The sequence below is a fragment of the Burkholderia pyrrocinia genome, assembly GCF_018417535.1.
Taxonomy (GTDB): Bacteria; Pseudomonadota; Gammaproteobacteria; order Burkholderiales; family Burkholderiaceae; genus Burkholderia; species Burkholderia pyrrocinia_E.
In genome coordinates, this window is record NZ_CP070977.1 from 3,589,689 (window position 1) to 3,605,301 (window position 15,613).

Here is a 15,613-nt window from a genome sequence, read left to right on the forward strand (position 1 = left end):
GCGGCAGGTGCGCCGCTTTGGCCTCGCATTCCGGAGAAGGCATGGGTGACACCTGGATGGGACTCGCGATCGGCGGCTCGGCACTGGCCGTCGCGCTGACGATGGCGATCTCGCTCTACTGGCTCGAGCGGCGCCGCGCGCGGCTGCTGCGGAACTTCGATCATCGCGATTGCTGGCTCGTCGCGTACGGCAAGCGCTTCGCGCGCAGGCCGGCGAAGCCGGCACGCCGCATGCGCGGCGCGCGTTGACACCGGCGACGTCGTACTAACGCGACGTCGCGAATGACGGACGGTCATGCATCGCGCGCATGCAGTCGGTGATGCGCGCGATGCACGTGATCAATTGCTCTTTTCGCTCTTTCCACCCGACTCGCCCGAGTCGTTCTTGTGGAAGATCCGCTTCGTCGTTCGCTTGGTGGCATCCCAGCCTTCGCGCGACGCGTGTGCGACCCCGTGCCCGACGGTCTTCGCGGCGCTCGCGGTCGCGTGGCCGAAGCTGCGTGCCGCCTCACCGGTCTTGTGCGCGGCTTCCTTCGAATCGCGCTTGATGTCCTGCTTCACTTCCGACATGTCCGCGTGCGCGATCGGGCTGATCAGCGCCAGAACGAGCGCGGTGCCAATGAACTGACGAACTTTCACGACCTGGTTTCCTTGAGTAAGCCTCTTCAGCGAGGATTCGAATTGCCGGCGGGCGGCGGGTCGAACGTGCCGCCTGCCGATGCGTCGAGCATCACCGCGGCGCGGCCGGACAGCAGCACGCGATCGCCGCAGCGCAACGCGAAGCCGTACAGCACCGAGCGGCCGTCGCCGCTCACACGCTCCGCGTCGACGGTGAGCGGTTCGTCGAACGTGTCGAGCCGGTCGACGAACGCGTCGACATTGCGCACGCTCGCCAGATAGCCGACGCGTGGACGTTCTTCGTGCGCACCGAGCAATGCGCCGTGCACGGCCATCGCCTGCGCCGCGTATTCGATGCCGCAGACCGACGCGAGCCGGCCGTGCGAGCGCAGCGGGTTGTGCGGATCGCGGTGGCTCGTCGCGGTGCAACGGATGCGTTCGGCGTCCCACGCATCGACCGTATCGAGCACGCACATCGTGCCGCCGTGCGGAATGTGCGCGGCGATCCACGCGTGGTCGAGCGGCGGCGTCAACGGGGGCGTCGCGGTCATTTCGTACGCTCCGCGAAGGCATCCGGCATCGCGACGTCGACCTGCACGCGCGTATCGGCCAGATAGTCGAGCACGACGCGCGTCGAGCGCCGCGCGGCGAGCGCGTCGAGCAGCGGCAGCACGCGCGCGGCCGGAGTGCCGGTGCGCAGTGCGTCGAGCTCGGCATTCGCGAGCGTCGTGGCGGGCGCGTCGGTGAGCTGCACGTCGATGCGGGCGAGCGCACGTTCGCTTGCTTCCGGCGCGAGCACGAGCGCGACGCCGAACGCGTCGCCGATCGGCCGCACCGTGCGCAGCGGTTCCGGATAGTCGGTGTCGTATGCGATCAGCAGGCTCGGCACGCGATCGACCGCGACCTGGCACAGGCTCTCGAGCAGGCCCGCGGCAAAGCTGCCGTCGTGCGCGCACAGCACGTTCGACGTCGCCATCGCGCGGGTCGCGATGCTCCAGTAACCGGCCGGCGCGTTGTGTACCGAGTTGTGGAAACGCGTCGGCGATAGCTGCCGATCGTCGCCGGCGAGCGTTTCGCAGATCGCGTGGCAGTTCTGGCCGTCGCCGCCGGACGCGCTGAACACGGTCGCGAGCGTGGCCGCATCGCGTCCGCTCGCGGCGACCGCTTCGTGGCCGACCGCGAGCGCGACGCGCACGACGGGGCCCGTGCGGCGCCGTTCGGCCGACGGCAGGCCGGCCGGCGGCGGCAGCATGGTGCGTGCGCTCGCATAGGCCGCGCGGCCCGCGAGCACGTCGGCTGCATGCGGCCAGTCGTTCAATCCCGGCCCGACGAGGCCGATGCTTTCGATGAAGGCGGTGAGTGTCATGGCGGGCCTCAACGGCGTGCGTGATCGGCGCGGCCGAGGATCAGGCTGCAATTCGTGCCGCCGAAGCCGAACGAATTGGAGAGCACGGCGCGCACACGCGTATCGCGGCTCGCGAGCACGTAGTCGGCGGCGAGCGCCGGGTCGGGGTCCGTCGTGTTGACGCCGGCCGGCACGAACTGCTCGCGCAGCGCGAGCGCGGCGACGACCGCCTCGAGCGCGCCGGCCGCGCCGAGCGTGTGGCCGGTCGCGCCCTTCGTCGAGCTGCACGGTGTGCTGGCGAACAGCGCGCCGACCGCACGGCTTTCGGCCGCGTCGTTGCTCGGCGTCGCGGTGCCGTGCAGGTTCACGTAGTCGATGTCGGTCGCGTCGAGGCCGGCGGACGCGAGCGCCTGCTCGATCGCGACGCGCGCACCGAGCCCGTCCGGATGCGGCGACGACATGTGGTGCGCATCGCTCGATTCGCCGATGCCGAGCAGCAGGATCGCGTTGCCGTCGAGCGCGGCGGGCGGTTCGGGCACGCGTTCGACGAGCGCGAACGCTGCGGCCTCGCCGATCGAGATGCCGTCGCGCGCAACGTCGAACGGCCGGCACGGACGGCGCGACAGCAGTTCGAGCGAATTGAAGCCGTACAGCGTCGTCAGGCACAGCGAATCGACGCCGCCGACGACGGCCGCGTCGATCAACCCGGCCTCGATCATGCGGCGCGCGGAGCCGAACACCTTCGCGCCGGACGAGCAGGCGGACGAGATCGCCATCGCCGGCCCGCGTAGCGCGAAATATGCGCGCACGAACGCGGCCGGCGAATACGGGTTGTGCGTGTGCGCATAACGAAAGTCGGCGGGCAGCGCGCCGCTCGCCGGGTCGCGGCGCTGGTACGCGCGTTCGGTCTCGAGGATGCCGGCCGTGCTCGTGCCGACGAACACGCCGACGCGCGCCGCGCCGTAGCGCGCCACCGCCGCCGCGACGCTTGCGTCGAAGCCGTCCTGCGTGAGGGCGAGCTGCGCGAGGCGGTTGTTGCGGCATTCGAAGTCGGCGAGGTCCGCGCGCACGGGTTGCGCATCGACGTCGCCCACCGCGCCGATCCACGTGTCGAGATCCGCGCGCTCGAAGTCGCACGGCGCGAGCCCGCCGCGAGCGTCGCGCAGCGCGTCGAGGGTCGCGGCGAGGCCGCGGCCGATGCAGCTGGTGGCGGTGAAGTGCGAGAGCAGGAGAGGTTTCACGAGGGTCGCATCCGGTGGCCGGAACGGGCGCCGCAGCAGGGCTGGCAGGCGCGCCGTTCGAGGTCAGATTCTATCAAACGGGGGAGCCGGCACGCCCGGCTGGCCGGGCGATTCGGGCGCGAGCGCCGCGCGCAACGTGGTCCAGTGCAGTTGCGCATCGGCGGCCGCGCGCAGCACCGCTTGCAGTACGTCGAGCACGACCGGTTCGCCGCGCGCGTCACGTGCCGCGTGACCGTCGTGCACGAGCAGGATGTCGCGCGGTGCGAGGCCGTGCAGCAGGCGGCGTGTGACGGTCGCGGCGTCGCGCGCGCGCGTGTCGAAGCCGCGCCGCGTCCAGCTCGCAAGCTGCAGGCCGAGTTCGCACAGCACCGGTTCGAGAAACGGATTGCGCAGGCCGGCCGGTGCGCGGAAGAAAAGCGGGTGCGTGCCGGCGATATCGGTCAGCGTCTGCTGCGCGGCCGCGATCTCGCGCCGCAGCGCGGCGGGCCCCGACAGCGAGAACGTATGCCGGTGCCGCTGGCTGTGGTTCTCGACCGCGTGACCGCGCGCGACGATCGCCTCGATCCACCGCGGATGACGGCGCGCGAGATCGCCGATGCAGAAGAACGTCGCGCGCGCGTCGTAACGGTCGAGCAGGTCGAGTACGCGCGGCGTGACGTCCGGGTCCGGGCCGTCGTCGATCGTCAGCGCGATCCGGCGGCCGGCGCCGGCCGGCAGGCGCGTCCAGTTCGGGCCGAGCAGCGTGCTGCGCGGCCACAGGCCGGCTGCCGTCAGCGCGAGATGCGACGCGACCACGCCGCCGACGGCCCACGGCCACGCGGCCGGCTGCGCGACGACGGCGGCGGCCGCGCCCGCGTGCAGCGCGGCCGTGCCCGCGATCAGCGGCGTCGGCTTCCAGCGGCGTACGCCGGACTGGCCGGGCTGGCGCGGCGGAACGGACGACGGCGCGTTCATGCCGTACTCCGTTGACGACGATCGCCGGCCGCCGCGGCGCGCGGCGCGAGAATCGCCGCGAACGCGAGCGCGAGCATCGCGCCGGGGCCGACGGTCAGCCCGAAGGTTTCGAGCAGCGGCACCCGCGACAGCGCCAGCAGCCCGAAGCCGGCAACCGTCGCGAGGTTCGCGATCAGCAGCGACACGAGCGTGTACGGCGTGACGGGCTGCGCGTCGTCGCGTTTGCAGAAGAACAGCGCGTAGTTCGAGCCGACCGCGACGATCAGCAGCATGCCGACGAGGTGCAGGATCGTCAGTTGCACGCCGGCGAGTGCGAAGCCGGCCGTCACGACCAGCACGGCCGCGACGAGCGGGGCGAGCGCGCGCACGGCACGGCGCGGCGAGCGCAGCGCGATCAGCAGCAGCACGGCGATCGCCGCGAAACCCGCGAGCGACAGCCGGATGTCCTCGTGCACGTAGCTCACGTACAGGCGATCGGCTTCGGCCTTCATGTCGACGAACAGCGCATCGGGTACGCCCGCGCGCGCGACGGTCGCGCGAATCGGCGTCGCGTCGAGCCCTTGCGCCGGCTGCGCGGTGCGTGCGGCATCCGGCGCGCGCAGCGGCAGCATCGCGCTCCAGCGGCCCTCGCGTTCGGTCAGCAGCGCATTGACGGCGAGCGCCATCGACGTGCCGCGCAAGTCCGCGCGCGTCAGCAGCGGCGCGTGGCGCGCGGCTCCGACGTCGGCGATGAACGGCGCGAACAGGTCGGGCTTCACCGCGATCGGCTGGTTCGCGACGGCGTCGCGCATCCGCGCGGCGAGCACGTCCGCGTCCGGCAGGCTCGCCTGGCGCGCGCGCTGCGCGGCCTCGCTCGGCAGGTAGCGTGCGGGGCTTTCGAAACCTGCGAGCGTGCCCTGGTCGACGAGCGGCTGCAGTTGCGCGGCGACCTGTTCCGCGCGTTCGAGCGCGGCCTGTTCGGTCGGCGCGGAAATCACGACGAGGTAACGCACGTCGGGCGCGCCGACATCGGCGCGCAGCCGTGCGTCGAGCGCCTGCGCGTGCGCCGGCACGGGGCTGAGCGCCGCGAGCTCGCGGCTCCACAGGCCGTCGCGATGCAGCACGAGCGTCGCGCACGCGGCGATCACGAGCACGGCGAGCGGCCAGCGCAACCGCGGCGCGGCGTCGGCCGCGCGCGCGAGCACGGCGCCGACGCGCGACACGTCGCGGATCGCGACATGCTCGCCGCGCAGGTGCGGCAGCACGAAGCGCGTGACAAGCGCGGCGGCCGTCAGCCCGACGATCGAATACAGCCCGAGCTGCACGAGGCCCGGGAATCCGGAGAACAGCATCGACGCGAACCCGCACACGGACGTCAGCACGCCGAGCCGGATCGTCGGCCAGTACGCGGCGAGCCATGCGCGCGTCGCATCGGCCGGGCGCGCGGCGCCGCGCGGGCCGGCCTGCGCCGATTGCACGAACAGGTAGATCGAATAGTCGACGGCTTCGCCGATCAGCGTCGTGCCGAAGCCGAGCGTCAGCCCGTGGACCGTGCCGAATGCGACGCTGACCGCCGCGATCCCGGCCGCGACGCCCGTCAGCACCGGCAGCAACCCGAGCGCAAGCGTGCGCGGCGAGCGGTACAGCGTCAGCAGCAGCGCGACGATCAGCACGACGCTCGCCGTCGACAGCCGTTCGACGTCGTGGCGGATCGTGTCGCGCATGTCGACCGAGAACACGCCGGGGCCCGTCATCGCGAGCGTGGTTGCGGCTGCGTTCGGCACGGCCTGCGTCGCGGCGGCGAACGCACGGCGCACCGTGTCGATCGCGCGCGCCTGCGCGTCGGTATCGGAGCCGGCGGCGGCCGTCTGCACGACGAGCACCGCGCGCGTGCCGTCGCGCGACGCCCACACGCCGTCGCGGCTCGCCGGTTCCGCGGCGCTGTCGAACTGGTCGACGAGCGCGGTGACTTCGCCGGTCGGGTCGCGCGGCAGCATTGCCTTGGCCACGAGGCCGGCCGACGAGCTCAGCAGGTCGAGGCTGTCGCCGAGCGCCTGGCGCAGGCCGTCGGCGCTGAAGCGCTGCGGCGTGACGGCCGGGCTCAGCAGGTAGCGGTGATCGAAGATGAACTGCCGGTCGCGCGCATCGTTCGCGGCTTCGCCGTTGTGAACCGCTGCGAACTGCGGATCGGTGCGCAGCGTGCTGGCGACGCGCCGCGACAGCGCGGCGCGCGTGCCCGCATCGCCGCCGTCGATCGCGACGAGGATCAGCCGCGACACGATGCCGTCGCGCAACTGGTCGACGAGTACGCGCTGCCCGGCGCTCGGCGAGCCTGGCAGGAACGCGGACAGGTCGGCCGTGAAGTGTGCGCGGCCGATCGCGATACCGCACGCGACGAGCGCGAGCAGCCACACGAGCACCGCACGCTGCCGCAACACGTGCAGGCGGCGAGCGACGGGCGAGGGCCGGATGCGTTCGTCCATCAGTTCGGGTTCGCCGGAACGGGTTGCAGGCGCATCACCGAATGATCGCCGTCGGCCTGCCGGATCGCGACGCTGCGCAACATGTCGCGCGTACCGTCGAGCGTGATCGTGCTGACGACCTTCAGCATCCGCGAGTCGAGCGGCGTGAGCGTCAGCGTCCAGTCGTCGCCGCGCCCGGCGAGCGCGACCTTGTACACCTGTTCGAGCGCGAAGCGGTTGCCGGCGAGCGTCGCGCGGATGCTGTCGATGAACGCGCCGAGTTCCGGATAGCGCGCGAGCGCGAGCGTGTACTTGCGGTTGTTGCGCTCGACGGTGAGCATGTCGCCGTCGACGACGAGGTGTTCGGGCTTCGGGCTCAGCGTGTGCTTTTCCAGATGGTCGGGCGCGACGAACACGAGTTCGCCGGATGATTCGACCGGCTGCGTGGCGATCGACAGGTACTTCGTCTCGGTGAATGTTGCGCGTCCCGACTTGTGCTGCGCGAGCGTCGACATCAGCCGGTCGAGGTTCCAGGCCGAACTCGTGTCGGCCGCGTGCGCGGGCGCGGCCAGCGCGATCGCGCTGGCGGTGGCGGCGAGCAAGCGGGCGACGCGGGGCAACGCGAACGGGAGCAGGAAGCGGCGAACGGCGGTCATGCGTCGGAATCCCTCGTGGCGGGCAGGTCGGCAGCGGCGCGCGCAGCGTCGCGGCGCGCGGCCGTGGCATCGCCGACTTGCCAGAAATCGAAATAGTTGAACCAGTTGTACGGCGCCGCGCGGCAGTACTGGTCGAGCAGCGCGACGTAGCGTGCGAGTGCCGCGTCGACGGCCGCCGCGCGCGCGTCGCGCCGCACGTCGGAGAAATCGGCGAGCGTCTCGAAGTGCACATCGTAGCGGTTGCCGTCGCGATAGAGGCCCGTCATGAAGATCACCGGGCGCCGCAGCATCGCGGCCATGTAAAGCGGCCCGAGCGGGAACGCGGCCGGCGCGCCGAGCAGCGGCAGCCGCCGCAGCGACGCGGCCGCGTCGTCGAGCAGCGTGCGGTCGGCGAGCATGCCGATCATGCAGTTCGCGTCGAGGCGCTCGCGCACCTTCAGCATCGAGTCGACCTGCCCCAGCGGGATCACTTCCGGCTTCGCGGCCGGATTCACCGCGGCGAGCGTCGCGTTGATCTTGCGCGCGTTCTTCTCGTACATCGTGACGACGACGCGCAGGTCCGGGCGCGTGCGGCCGATCGCACGCACGACCTCGAAGCTGCCGAGGTGCGCGCCCATCAGGAACACGCCGCGTCCGCCCGCGAGCGCATCGTCGACGAGCGTTTCGCCGTGCAGCCGGATGTCGAACAGGTCGAAGCGCCCGTTCATCAGGTAGATGCGGTCGTGGATCGTCGCCGCGAACGTGAACACGTGCCGGTACACGTCGCGCCAGCGCGCGGGGCGGCCGAGCACGCGGCGCAGGTAGTCGCGCGACGCCGCGCATGCGACCGGCGAGAACAGCACGAAATACGTCGCGATCAGGTGCAGCACGATGCGCGCGCGCTGCCGGCCGAAGCGCAGCGAGATCCACGTCATCGTGCGCAGCAATCCCGCGTTGCTGCGCTCCTGGCGTTCGGCCCACGCGGTGCGCTTCATGGCTGCGCGCCGTCCTGCGCGGCCGGCGGCGCGGACAGCACGCCGGTCGCGACATCGCGCGACCCGGCGCGCAGCATGAAGCGGATCGCGCCGCCGGCTGCGGTGTCGAACGCGAGATCGAGCGGTTCGCCGGGCGCGACCGGGCTCAGGAATTTCGCGGAACCGAGCCGCCATGCGTGCAGCGGGCGGTTCAGTGCCACGCCGATCGCATGGATCGCGTGATCGAGCAGCACGACGCCCGGCACGACCGGATGGCCGGGGAAATGGCCGGGCAGCGCCGGATGGTCGGCGGGAATCGTGAACGCGAGCGCGGGCGTGCCGGCCGTGTCGCGTGCGGGCGTCGGCGCGGTCGCGGCACGCGCGTGTCGTGCAACGAGCGCGGCGAGCACGTCGCGCGGCAGCTTGCCCGTTTCGTTGCGCGGCAGCGCATCGACGAACACGAGCGGGCGCGGCATGAACGCAGGATCGATCCGCTCGCGCAGCGCGCGCTGCAGATCGGCGGCCGCGAGCGTCGGCGCGACGACGAGCGCGACGAGGCGCGTGACCGGTTCGAGGCTCGCGTCGTCGTGCGCCGGCGCGGCTTCGTCGGGCATGAAGAACACGCCGTCGATTACATCCGGAATCGCGTTGAGCTGATGGTTCAGATACGCGAGCGACGTGCGCTTGCCGGCGATGTTGACGAGGTCGGCCTTGCGGCCGTGCAGCAGGAAGCGGCCGTCGCCGAGCAGTTCGAGTGCATCGCCCATCGGCACGGGCGCCTCGACGTGCCCGCCCGACACCCAGACGGTCGGCCCGCTGTCGTCGCCCGCGCCGTCGCTTGCCGGTTCGTCGCGCGCGTCGAGCCGGATGCCCGGGAACAGCACCCACGTCGCGCCCTGCGACGTGCGGCGGGTTGCGATCTGGCCGGTCTCGGTGCTGCCGTAGATCTCGACGAGCGGCGCGTCGAGCGCGGCCTCGGCTTCGCATGCGAGCTTTTCCGACAGCGGCGCGGTGGCCGACAGCACGAGCGCCGCGCACGGCAGCGCATGGCCGGCCGACAGCAGCGCGCGCAGGTGGATCGGCGACGTGACGAGCACGCGCGGCTGCGGGATCGCTTCGAGTTCGTCGCGAATGTCGACCGGGTAGAACGGCTGGCGGTTGCTGAACGCGAGGCCGCCGATCAGTGCGAGCAGCACCGTCGACTCGAAGCCGTACATGTGCTGCGCGGGCACCGTGCCGATCAGCGTGGCCGCGCGACCGTCGAGCAGCCCGAGGCGGTCGGCCGCCGCGCGCACGCAGCCGACCAGGAAGCCCCAGGTCTTGCGGTGCGGCACCGGCGCGCCGGTCGAGCCGGACGTGAACACATATGCCATGATCCGCGCCGCATCGATCTGCGGCACCGCGAACGGCGCATCGTCGGCGAGGTCGCCGGGGGCGGCGTCGGGATACGCGAAGCGCGGCAGGTCGATCGCGCAGTCGGGTGCGTCGTGCAGGCAGAACGCGTCCGGCGCGAACGACGCGAGCTGGCGGACCATTTCCGGCGTGTGCGTCGACGGCAACAGGCTGACCTTGCCGGCGACGAGCGCCGCGCACAGGCTGACCGCGAAACGGTAGCGGTCGCGGCACACGTTGAACACGTGGCCGCCGGCGGGCAGTGCGGCGGCGACGCGCGTGACGTCGGTGACGAACGCGCGCACGGTGACGGGCGCACCGTCGCGCCAGGCGATCGTCTGGTCCGGCGAAGAATGGAATACCAGCGGGTGAGTCGGCATAAATCGGTAAAAACGGGAGCGAAGGCCGGCGCGGCCGCGTTGCGGCGCCGCGCCGGCCGTGAATTCATCGTGACGCCTGCGACGCGTGGGTTGTCGCGCGATACGCGCGCACCGCGTCGACCATCCGCGGCCGCGGCTCGTGCGGCAGTGCGAAGCGCCGGCACGCATGCTCGGCGGCGAACATCACGGCAACGAGCGGCAGCGACAGGTAGTTCGCGAATGTCGACCACGTGACGATCGGCGCGGTCGCGAACAGCAGCGTCGACGCGGCGGCGATCGCGACGAAGAACAAAGTCCACGCGAGCGTGACCTGCCGCGTATAGCGCGTGACGGCCGGCGTGACCGTGCCGTGGATCATTGCCGCGAAACGCGTGCACAGCGGCACCTCGCCGGCCGCGAGCGTGCGGCCGAACAGCAGCGCCATCGCGACGTTGAAGCTCGCGTGTTCCAGATACAGGCCCCATTCGAAGTGCTGCGCGAGCGGCGCGCGCGCGGCCCACAGCGCGGCGGCGGCCAGCAGCCATGCCGGCACGAACCATGCGCGATGCGGCGAGCGCAGCGCCACGCCGAGCGCGAGCAGCAGCGGCGGCACGAGCGCCATCGCGAGGCCGAAGCCGTGCGCACCGGGCGTCGCGGCCGCGTAGTGCGCGCCGGCCTGGTAGGCCGCCACGGCGCCGACTGCAGCGATACCGCGCGCGACGGGCAGCAGCCGGCTCATCGGCGGCCTCCGCGCGCACGGCGCGGGCATCCGCGTCCGACTGACGCTGCGGTGCAGCGGCTGACGGGCGGACGAACCGGAACGGAGCGGAAGGACGGACGCGGCATGACTGGAGGCATCGGGCTGATCGTGGCCGGACGCGGTGGTCGGGCCGTCAAACATCATATGAATGGCGGCCGGGACGCGGGTCCGGGCCGGTGGTCGGGCACGCTCATTTTAGGGCCCCGGCACCGCGTGTTCGGGGCGGGCGCGGAGGGGTTTTGTAACCGATTGTATGGCACCGGACGAACGGTTTCGCGGGGTCGGTCCATTTCCATCCAAAGCGGCTCAAGCGTCTCGTGCATCCGGATCCCGAAACGGGCCGCGGCGCCGGCCCGCCAGTCTGTAACCATTCCCGGTATACGGCCCGATACCCTTCGTCTAGAATCCGCGTAACTTTTACCAACGATCCCCAAATAACGCAGGCGGGGAAGCCGGCAGACGCCGGAGGGACGGAGACTTGCACGCGCCGGGCGTGCACGACAGTTGCCGTTTCCGGGCATCTCCCGCTGCCATGGGCCGCCTGCTCGCACGCATGATGAACGCACTGGAACAAGAGCTCGCCACGCTGATCATCGGCGAACTGAATCTCGAAGACGTCCCGCTCGAAACAGTGACGGCCGAGACCGCGCTGTATGGCGAAGGTTTCGGGCTCGACTCCATCGACATCCTGGAAATCGCGCTGCTGATCTCGAAGAAATACGGCTTCGAACTGCGCTCGGACAATCCGGATAACCAGAAGATCTTTGCGACGCTCGGCGCGCTGGCCGCGTACGTCGCCGCGCATCGCACGAAGTGACGGCGGCGCGCAGTTGATGACGGTACGCAGCGGCGATCAAGGTGGAACGCGATGAACGGAGCAATTCGATGCGGGCGCTCGTGACGGGCGGCAGCGGCGCACTCGGGCAGGCGATCTGCCTGGCGCTCGCGCAGGCCGGCCATGAAGTGTGGGTCCATGCGAACCGCCAGCTCGCGCAGGCGGAGGCGGTCGCGCAGCAGATCGTCGCGGCCGGCGGCACCGCGCGCGCGATCGCATTCGACGTGACCGACGCCGACGCGACGCTTGCCGCGCTGGCGCCGCTCGCCGACGAGTCGCCGGTGCAGATCCTCGTCAACAACGCGGGCATTCACGACGACGCGCCGATGGCCGGCATGTCGCGCCAGCAGTGGCACAGCGTGATCGACGTGACGCTCAACGGCTTTTTCAACGTCACGCAGCCGCTGCTGCTGCCGATGATCCGCACGCGGCGCGGGCGGATCATCAACATCGCGTCGGTGGCCGGCGTGACCGGCAATCGCGGGCAGGTCAATTACGCGGCCGCGAAGGCGGGGCTGATCGGCGCGACGAAGTCGCTGTCGCTGGAGCTCGCGTCGCGCGGCATTACCGTGAACGCGGTCGCGCCCGGCATCATCGAATCGCCGATGGCCGAACAGGCGTTTCCCGCCGAACGGATCAAGCAGCTCGTGCCCGCGCAGCGCGCGGGCCGGCCCGACGAAGTCGCGGCGATGGTCGCGTATCTGGTGTCCGACGCCGCGGCCTACGTGACGGGGCAGGTGATGTCCGTCAACGGCGGGCTCGCATGACGAAACGCGCGGCGTCGGCCTGACGTCGCGCAACGCGATGCTGGCTGCGATGTCGCGCGGCCTGCGCCGCATAGTGAGGAAATCGAAGTGTCCGTGCATCCAGTCGACGCCGAACGGCGCCCGTGTTCCCTGTCGTCAGCCACCGCGCCGGTCGCGCGCGGGCAGGCGGCCAGCGGGCCGGACGCATCGCGATCGGGCGCGCCGCTCGCGCACGGCGGCGACCGCGCGCTGCGGCTCGTCCAGATGAGTCATGCGCGGCTCGCCGCGTCGCTGCACGATGCGCGCATCCGCGGCGACGGATTCGACCGCGCGTTTCCGGGCGCGTTGGGCGCGGTGTGCATCGGCGCGGCCGGGTTGCAGCGCGAATCGTATGCAGAATCACAGGCCGAATCGCACGCCGATGCGGCGGCGCGGATGCTGGCCGATGCCGCGCCCGATCTGCCGGTTGCGCCGGTGCAGATGGCGCTGCTCGGCGCCGGCGTCGCACCGGACGATGCCGTCTGCGAAATCTGGCAATGTAATGCGCGCGACCTGCGCAGCGAACGGCGCGGCGCGCTGCACTATCGCTACAGCGAAGCGGCGGGGCTCGTGTTCGGCAACATCATCGTGCAGGAAACGCCCGGCGCGGCGCGCGACGGCGGCACGCCGCTCGAACGCGCGACGCACGATGCGTACCGCGCGCTGTTCGACGTGCTCGATACACTCGGCATGCCGCATCCGCTGCGCATCTGGAATACCGTGCCGGCGATCAACGCCGTGCAGGTCGGAATCGAGCGCTATCGTCAGTTCAATATCGGTCGTCAGCACGCGTTCGACGCGTGCCGTCGCGCATTGACGGGCGGCGTGCCGGCCGCGTGCGCGCTCGGTTCGGTCGTACCGGTCGCGGGCGACGCATTGCCGGCCGCGCCGCTGGCGATTCATTTCCTCGCGAGCCGCACGCCGGCCGATCCGGTCGAGAACCCGCGCCAGGTCAGCGCGTATCACTATCCGGCGCAGTACGGCCCGCGCGCGCCGACGTTCGCGCGCGCAGCCGCCTGGTCCGATGGCGACGCCGCGCCGGTGCTGTTCGTATCGGGCACCGCGAGCATCGTCGGGCACCGCACCGTGCATCACGGCGACGTCGTCGCGCAGACGCGCGAGACAGTCGCGAACCTCGCGGCCGTGCTCGAGCAGGCCGCGCGGCAGGGGCATGGCCCGTTCTCGCTCGCCGACCTGAGCTATCGCGTCTACGTACGCGACGCCGGCGATGCCGCGGCGCTTGCCGAGATCGGGCGCGTGCTGCGCGATGCGGCCGGCCCCGGCGTGCGGCCGCTCTTCGTCCATGCGGACGTGTGCCGCGACGACCTGCTGGTCGAGATCGAAGCCAGCGCGGGGCACGCAGTGGAGTGGCTGTCATGAAGCGGGTAAACCTCACGATCCGGCAACCGGCGCCCGGCGTCGACGAAGCCTGCCGTCCGTCGCCGGCAAGTCATAAACTTTTGTCAGGATCCCTGTCTTCGCATTCGGCCGTCCCCATGTCCAAGCTGCACGCCTCATCCACCCATCTCGTGCTGATTCCGAGCTACAACCCGGGCGTCAAGGTCGACACGACCGTGCGCAATGCCCGCGCGCAGTGGAATCCGGTGTGGGTCGTCGTCGACGGCAGTACCGACGGCAGCGCCGAGCGGCTGCAGGCGATGGCCGAGCGCGATCCCGGGTTGCGCGTGATCGTGCTGCCGGAGAACCGCGGCAAGGGCGCCGCGGTGCTCGCGGGGCTCGACGCGGCTGCCGCGAGCGGCTTCACGCACGTGCTGACGATGGATTCCGACGGCCAGCATCCGGCCGACCTGATTCCCGCTTTCATGGCCGCGTCGCAGGCCGAGCCCGATGCGATGGTGCTCGGCGTGCCGAAGTTCGACGCGAGCGCGCCGCAGTTGCGCGTGCAGGGGCGCCGGCTGTCGAACGCATGGGCCGACCTCGAGACGCTGTGGGCCGGGATCGGCGATTCGCTGTACGGCTTTCGCGTGTATCCGGTCGCGCCGCTCGCCGCGATCATGCGGCGCCAGCCGTGGATGCGCGGCTTCGACTTCGATCCCGAGGCGGCCGTGCGGCTGTGCTGGGCCGGCGTGCGTCCGATCCGCATCGACGCGCCGGTGCGCTACTTCGGCCGGCACGAGGGCGGTGTCTCGCACTTCCACTACGGCCGCGACAACGCACTGCTCGCGTGGATGCACCTGCGGCTTTTCATCGGCTTCGCGGTGCGGCTGCCGATGCTGGTCGCGCGGCGGCTGACGAGGCGCCGCGATCAGGCCGCCTGAGCGGCGCACCCGTTTTCCGTCCCGATCGTCGCCCGCTCGCGGCGATTGAGCCGGTTTTTGTCGTCAATTCCGCTCAAAATCGCTGCTTGATTTCAATCCGCTGAGTAATTAAGGTGTCATCGGATGTAAACATCTGGTAATTTTCTGCCGGATTATGCAAAATCGCCGCTCCCAAATACAACTATCGAGGGATCCGGGATGCAACTCAAGAAAGCGGTGGCAGCGTGTGGCGTGGCGTTCCTGTTGAGCGCATGCGGCGGGGTACAGAGCCTTGACGCGAACAGCCTGACGTCGGCGGGGACGAACCTGTTCAAGGCAGCGACGCTGTCGGATGCGGACATCGCCGCGCTGTCGAACGACTCGTGCAAGTCCAGCGACGCCGAATCGAAGATCGCGCCGGCGAACAGCGCGTATTCGAAGCGCCTGACGAAGGTGATGAAGGGCTTCGGCGACATGACGCTGAACGGCCAGAAGATCAACTACAAGGTCTACATGACCAAGGACGTCAACGCGTGGGCGATGGGCAACGGCTGCGTGCGCGTGTACAGCGGCCTGATGGACATGATGAACGACGACGAACTGCGCGGCGTGATCGGCCATGAAATGGGCCACGTCGCACTGGGTCACTCGAAGAAGGCGATGCAGACGGCGTACGCGGTGAGCGCGGCGCGCAGCGCGGCCGGCGCGGCATCGCCGGGCGTGGCGGCACTGTCGAGTTCGCAGCTCGGCGACATCACCGAGAAGTTCATCAACGCGCAGTTCTCGCAGACGCAGGAAAGCGCGGCGGACGACTACTCGTTCGACCTGATGAAGCAGAAGGGCATGCCCCAGAAGGGCCTCGTCACCGCATTCCAGAAGCTCGCGAAGCTCGATGGCGGCCAGAGCTCGATGATGAGCTCGCACCCGTCGTCGTCGAGCCGTGCGCAGCATATCGAGGATCGCATCGCGAAGGGGAGCTGATTGCACGGCCGATCGCCGGCCGGCGTCGGCGATCGG

Annotated in this window: 16 protein-coding genes; 6 read left to right on the forward strand and 10 right to left on the reverse strand. The window is 70.8% G+C overall.

The annotated features are described in order from the left end of the window. Positions 1–41: 41 nt before the first annotated feature. On the forward strand, positions 42–248 hold the full coding sequence (locus JYG32_RS16690) for a hypothetical protein (RefSeq protein WP_213264131.1): 207 nt from the start codon (positions 42–44) through the stop codon (positions 246–248). Positions 249–338: 90 nt separating this feature from the next. Here JYG32_RS16690 and JYG32_RS16695 read toward each other — a convergent pair whose 3' ends face one another. The 10 genes from JYG32_RS16695 to JYG32_RS16740 form a co-directional block, all read right to left on the reverse strand. Further along, entirely contained in the window at positions 339–638 is a 300-nt protein-coding gene (locus tag JYG32_RS16695; RefSeq protein ID WP_213264132.1) for a hypothetical protein, read from the reverse strand. A 26-nt stretch (positions 639–664) separates the two neighbouring features. Beyond that, positions 665–1,168, reverse strand: coding sequence for a hotdog family protein (locus tag JYG32_RS16700; RefSeq protein ID WP_213264133.1), 504 nt, complete (start codon positions 1,166–1,168; stop codon positions 665–667). After that, complete coding sequence (locus JYG32_RS16705; protein WP_213264134.1) at positions 1,165–1,983, reverse strand: beta-ketoacyl synthase chain length factor; 819 nt, start codon at positions 1,981–1,983, stop codon at positions 1,165–1,167. Before JYG32_RS16705 ends, JYG32_RS16700 begins: the two co-directional genes overlap by 4 nt. Before the next feature lie 8 nt (positions 1,984–1,991). Continuing rightward, positions 1,992–3,203 carry a beta-ketoacyl-[acyl-carrier-protein] synthase family protein gene (locus JYG32_RS16710; RefSeq protein ID WP_213264135.1) on the reverse strand — a complete coding sequence of 404 codons (1,212 nt, stop codon included), beginning with the start codon at positions 3,201–3,203 and terminating at the stop codon, positions 1,992–1,994. Between the two features lie 63 nt (positions 3,204–3,266). Further along, positions 3,267–4,157, reverse strand: a complete 891-nt coding sequence (locus JYG32_RS16715; RefSeq protein ID WP_213264136.1) for a polysaccharide deacetylase family protein — start codon at positions 4,155–4,157, stop codon at positions 3,267–3,269. Then, positions 4,154–6,619, reverse strand: coding sequence for an MMPL family transporter (locus JYG32_RS16720; RefSeq protein ID WP_213264137.1), 2,466 nt, complete (start codon positions 6,617–6,619; stop codon positions 4,154–4,156). The genes JYG32_RS16715 and JYG32_RS16720 overlap by 4 nt, the downstream gene beginning before the upstream one ends. Beyond that, the gene (locus tag JYG32_RS16725) at positions 6,619–7,254 is read right to left on the reverse strand and encodes an outer membrane lipoprotein carrier protein LolA (RefSeq protein WP_213264138.1); all 636 of its coding nucleotides are present in this window, start codon (positions 7,252–7,254) and stop codon (positions 6,619–6,621) included. The genes JYG32_RS16720 and JYG32_RS16725 overlap by 1 nt, the downstream gene beginning before the upstream one ends. Then, on the reverse strand, positions 7,251–8,228 hold the full coding sequence (locus JYG32_RS16730) for an acyl-CoA synthetase (RefSeq protein ID WP_213264139.1): 978 nt from the start codon (positions 8,226–8,228) through the stop codon (positions 7,251–7,253). The genes JYG32_RS16725 and JYG32_RS16730 overlap by 4 nt, the downstream gene beginning before the upstream one ends. After that, on the reverse strand, positions 8,225–9,979 hold the full coding sequence (locus JYG32_RS16735) for an AMP-binding protein (protein ID WP_213264140.1): 1,755 nt from the start codon (positions 9,977–9,979) through the stop codon (positions 8,225–8,227). The genes JYG32_RS16730 and JYG32_RS16735 overlap by 4 nt, the downstream gene beginning before the upstream one ends. A 64-nt stretch (positions 9,980–10,043) precedes the next feature. Continuing rightward, a complete protein-coding gene (locus JYG32_RS16740; protein ID WP_213264141.1) occupies positions 10,044–10,697 on the reverse strand; it encodes a hypothetical protein in 654 nt (217 codons plus the stop codon). A gap of 553 nt (positions 10,698–11,250) precedes the next feature. On the opposite strand from JYG32_RS16740, the gene JYG32_RS16745 reads away from it, so the two are divergent. The 5 genes from JYG32_RS16745 to JYG32_RS16765 all read left to right on the forward strand — a co-directional run bounded on the left by JYG32_RS16745 (position 11,251) and on the right by JYG32_RS16765 (position 15,577). After that, entirely contained in the window at positions 11,251–11,535 is a 285-nt protein-coding gene (locus JYG32_RS16745; RefSeq protein ID WP_174384108.1) for a phosphopantetheine-binding protein, read from the forward strand. Positions 11,536–11,603: 68 nt separating this feature from the next. Beyond that, positions 11,604–12,320 (forward strand): 3-oxoacyl-ACP reductase FabG, encoded by a 717-nt coding sequence (fabG, locus tag JYG32_RS16750; RefSeq protein WP_213264142.1) that lies wholly within the window; start codon positions 11,604–11,606, stop codon positions 12,318–12,320. A gap of 87 nt (positions 12,321–12,407) precedes the next feature. Further along, positions 12,408–13,718, forward strand: coding sequence for an endoribonuclease L-PSP (locus JYG32_RS16755; RefSeq protein ID WP_213264143.1), 1,311 nt, complete (start codon positions 12,408–12,410; stop codon positions 13,716–13,718). Positions 13,719–13,834: 116 nt separating this feature from the next. Continuing rightward, complete coding sequence (locus JYG32_RS16760) at positions 13,835–14,617, forward strand: glycosyltransferase family 2 protein (RefSeq protein WP_174384111.1); 783 nt, start codon at positions 13,835–13,837, stop codon at positions 14,615–14,617. A gap of 198 nt (positions 14,618–14,815) precedes the next feature. Continuing rightward, positions 14,816–15,577, forward strand: coding sequence for a M48 family metalloprotease (locus JYG32_RS16765; RefSeq protein ID WP_174384112.1), 762 nt, complete (start codon positions 14,816–14,818; stop codon positions 15,575–15,577). Positions 15,578–15,613 lie beyond the last annotated feature (36 nt).

What these genes read in the sequence shown, in the direction of transcription:
- JYG32_RS16690 (WP_213264131.1), top strand. Translation starts at nt 42, where the DNA reads ATGGGTGACACCTGGATGGGACTCGCGATCGGCGGCTCGGCACTGGCC.
- JYG32_RS16700 (WP_213264133.1), bottom strand. Translation starts at nt 1,168, where the DNA reads ATGACCGCGACGCCCCCGTTGACGCCGCCGCTCGACCACGCGTGGATC.
- JYG32_RS16705 (WP_213264134.1), bottom strand. Translation starts at nt 1,983, where the DNA reads ATGACACTCACCGCCTTCATCGAAAGCATCGGCCTCGTCGGGCCGGGA.
- JYG32_RS16715 (WP_213264136.1), bottom strand. Translation starts at nt 4,157, where the DNA reads ATGAACGCGCCGTCGTCCGTTCCGCCGCGCCAGCCCGGCCAGTCCGGC.
- JYG32_RS16720 (WP_213264137.1), bottom strand. Translation starts at nt 6,619, where the DNA reads ATGGACGAACGCATCCGGCCCTCGCCCGTCGCTCGCCGCCTGCACGTG.
- JYG32_RS16725 (WP_213264138.1), bottom strand. Translation starts at nt 7,254, where the DNA reads ATGACCGCCGTTCGCCGCTTCCTGCTCCCGTTCGCGTTGCCCCGCGTC.
- JYG32_RS16730 (WP_213264139.1), bottom strand. Translation starts at nt 8,228, where the DNA reads ATGAAGCGCACCGCGTGGGCCGAACGCCAGGAGCGCAGCAACGCGGGA.
- JYG32_RS16735 (WP_213264140.1), bottom strand. Translation starts at nt 9,979, where the DNA reads ATGCCGACTCACCCGCTGGTATTCCATTCTTCGCCGGACCAGACGATC.
- JYG32_RS16740 (WP_213264141.1), bottom strand. Translation starts at nt 10,697, where the DNA reads ATGAGCCGGCTGCTGCCCGTCGCGCGCGGTATCGCTGCAGTCGGCGCC.
- JYG32_RS16745 (WP_174384108.1), top strand. Translation starts at nt 11,251, where the DNA reads ATGGGCCGCCTGCTCGCACGCATGATGAACGCACTGGAACAAGAGCTC.
- fabG (WP_213264142.1), top strand. Translation starts at nt 11,604, where the DNA reads ATGCGGGCGCTCGTGACGGGCGGCAGCGGCGCACTCGGGCAGGCGATC.
- JYG32_RS16760 (WP_174384111.1), top strand. Translation starts at nt 13,835, where the DNA reads ATGTCCAAGCTGCACGCCTCATCCACCCATCTCGTGCTGATTCCGAGC.
- JYG32_RS16765 (WP_174384112.1), top strand. Translation starts at nt 14,816, where the DNA reads ATGCAACTCAAGAAAGCGGTGGCAGCGTGTGGCGTGGCGTTCCTGTTG.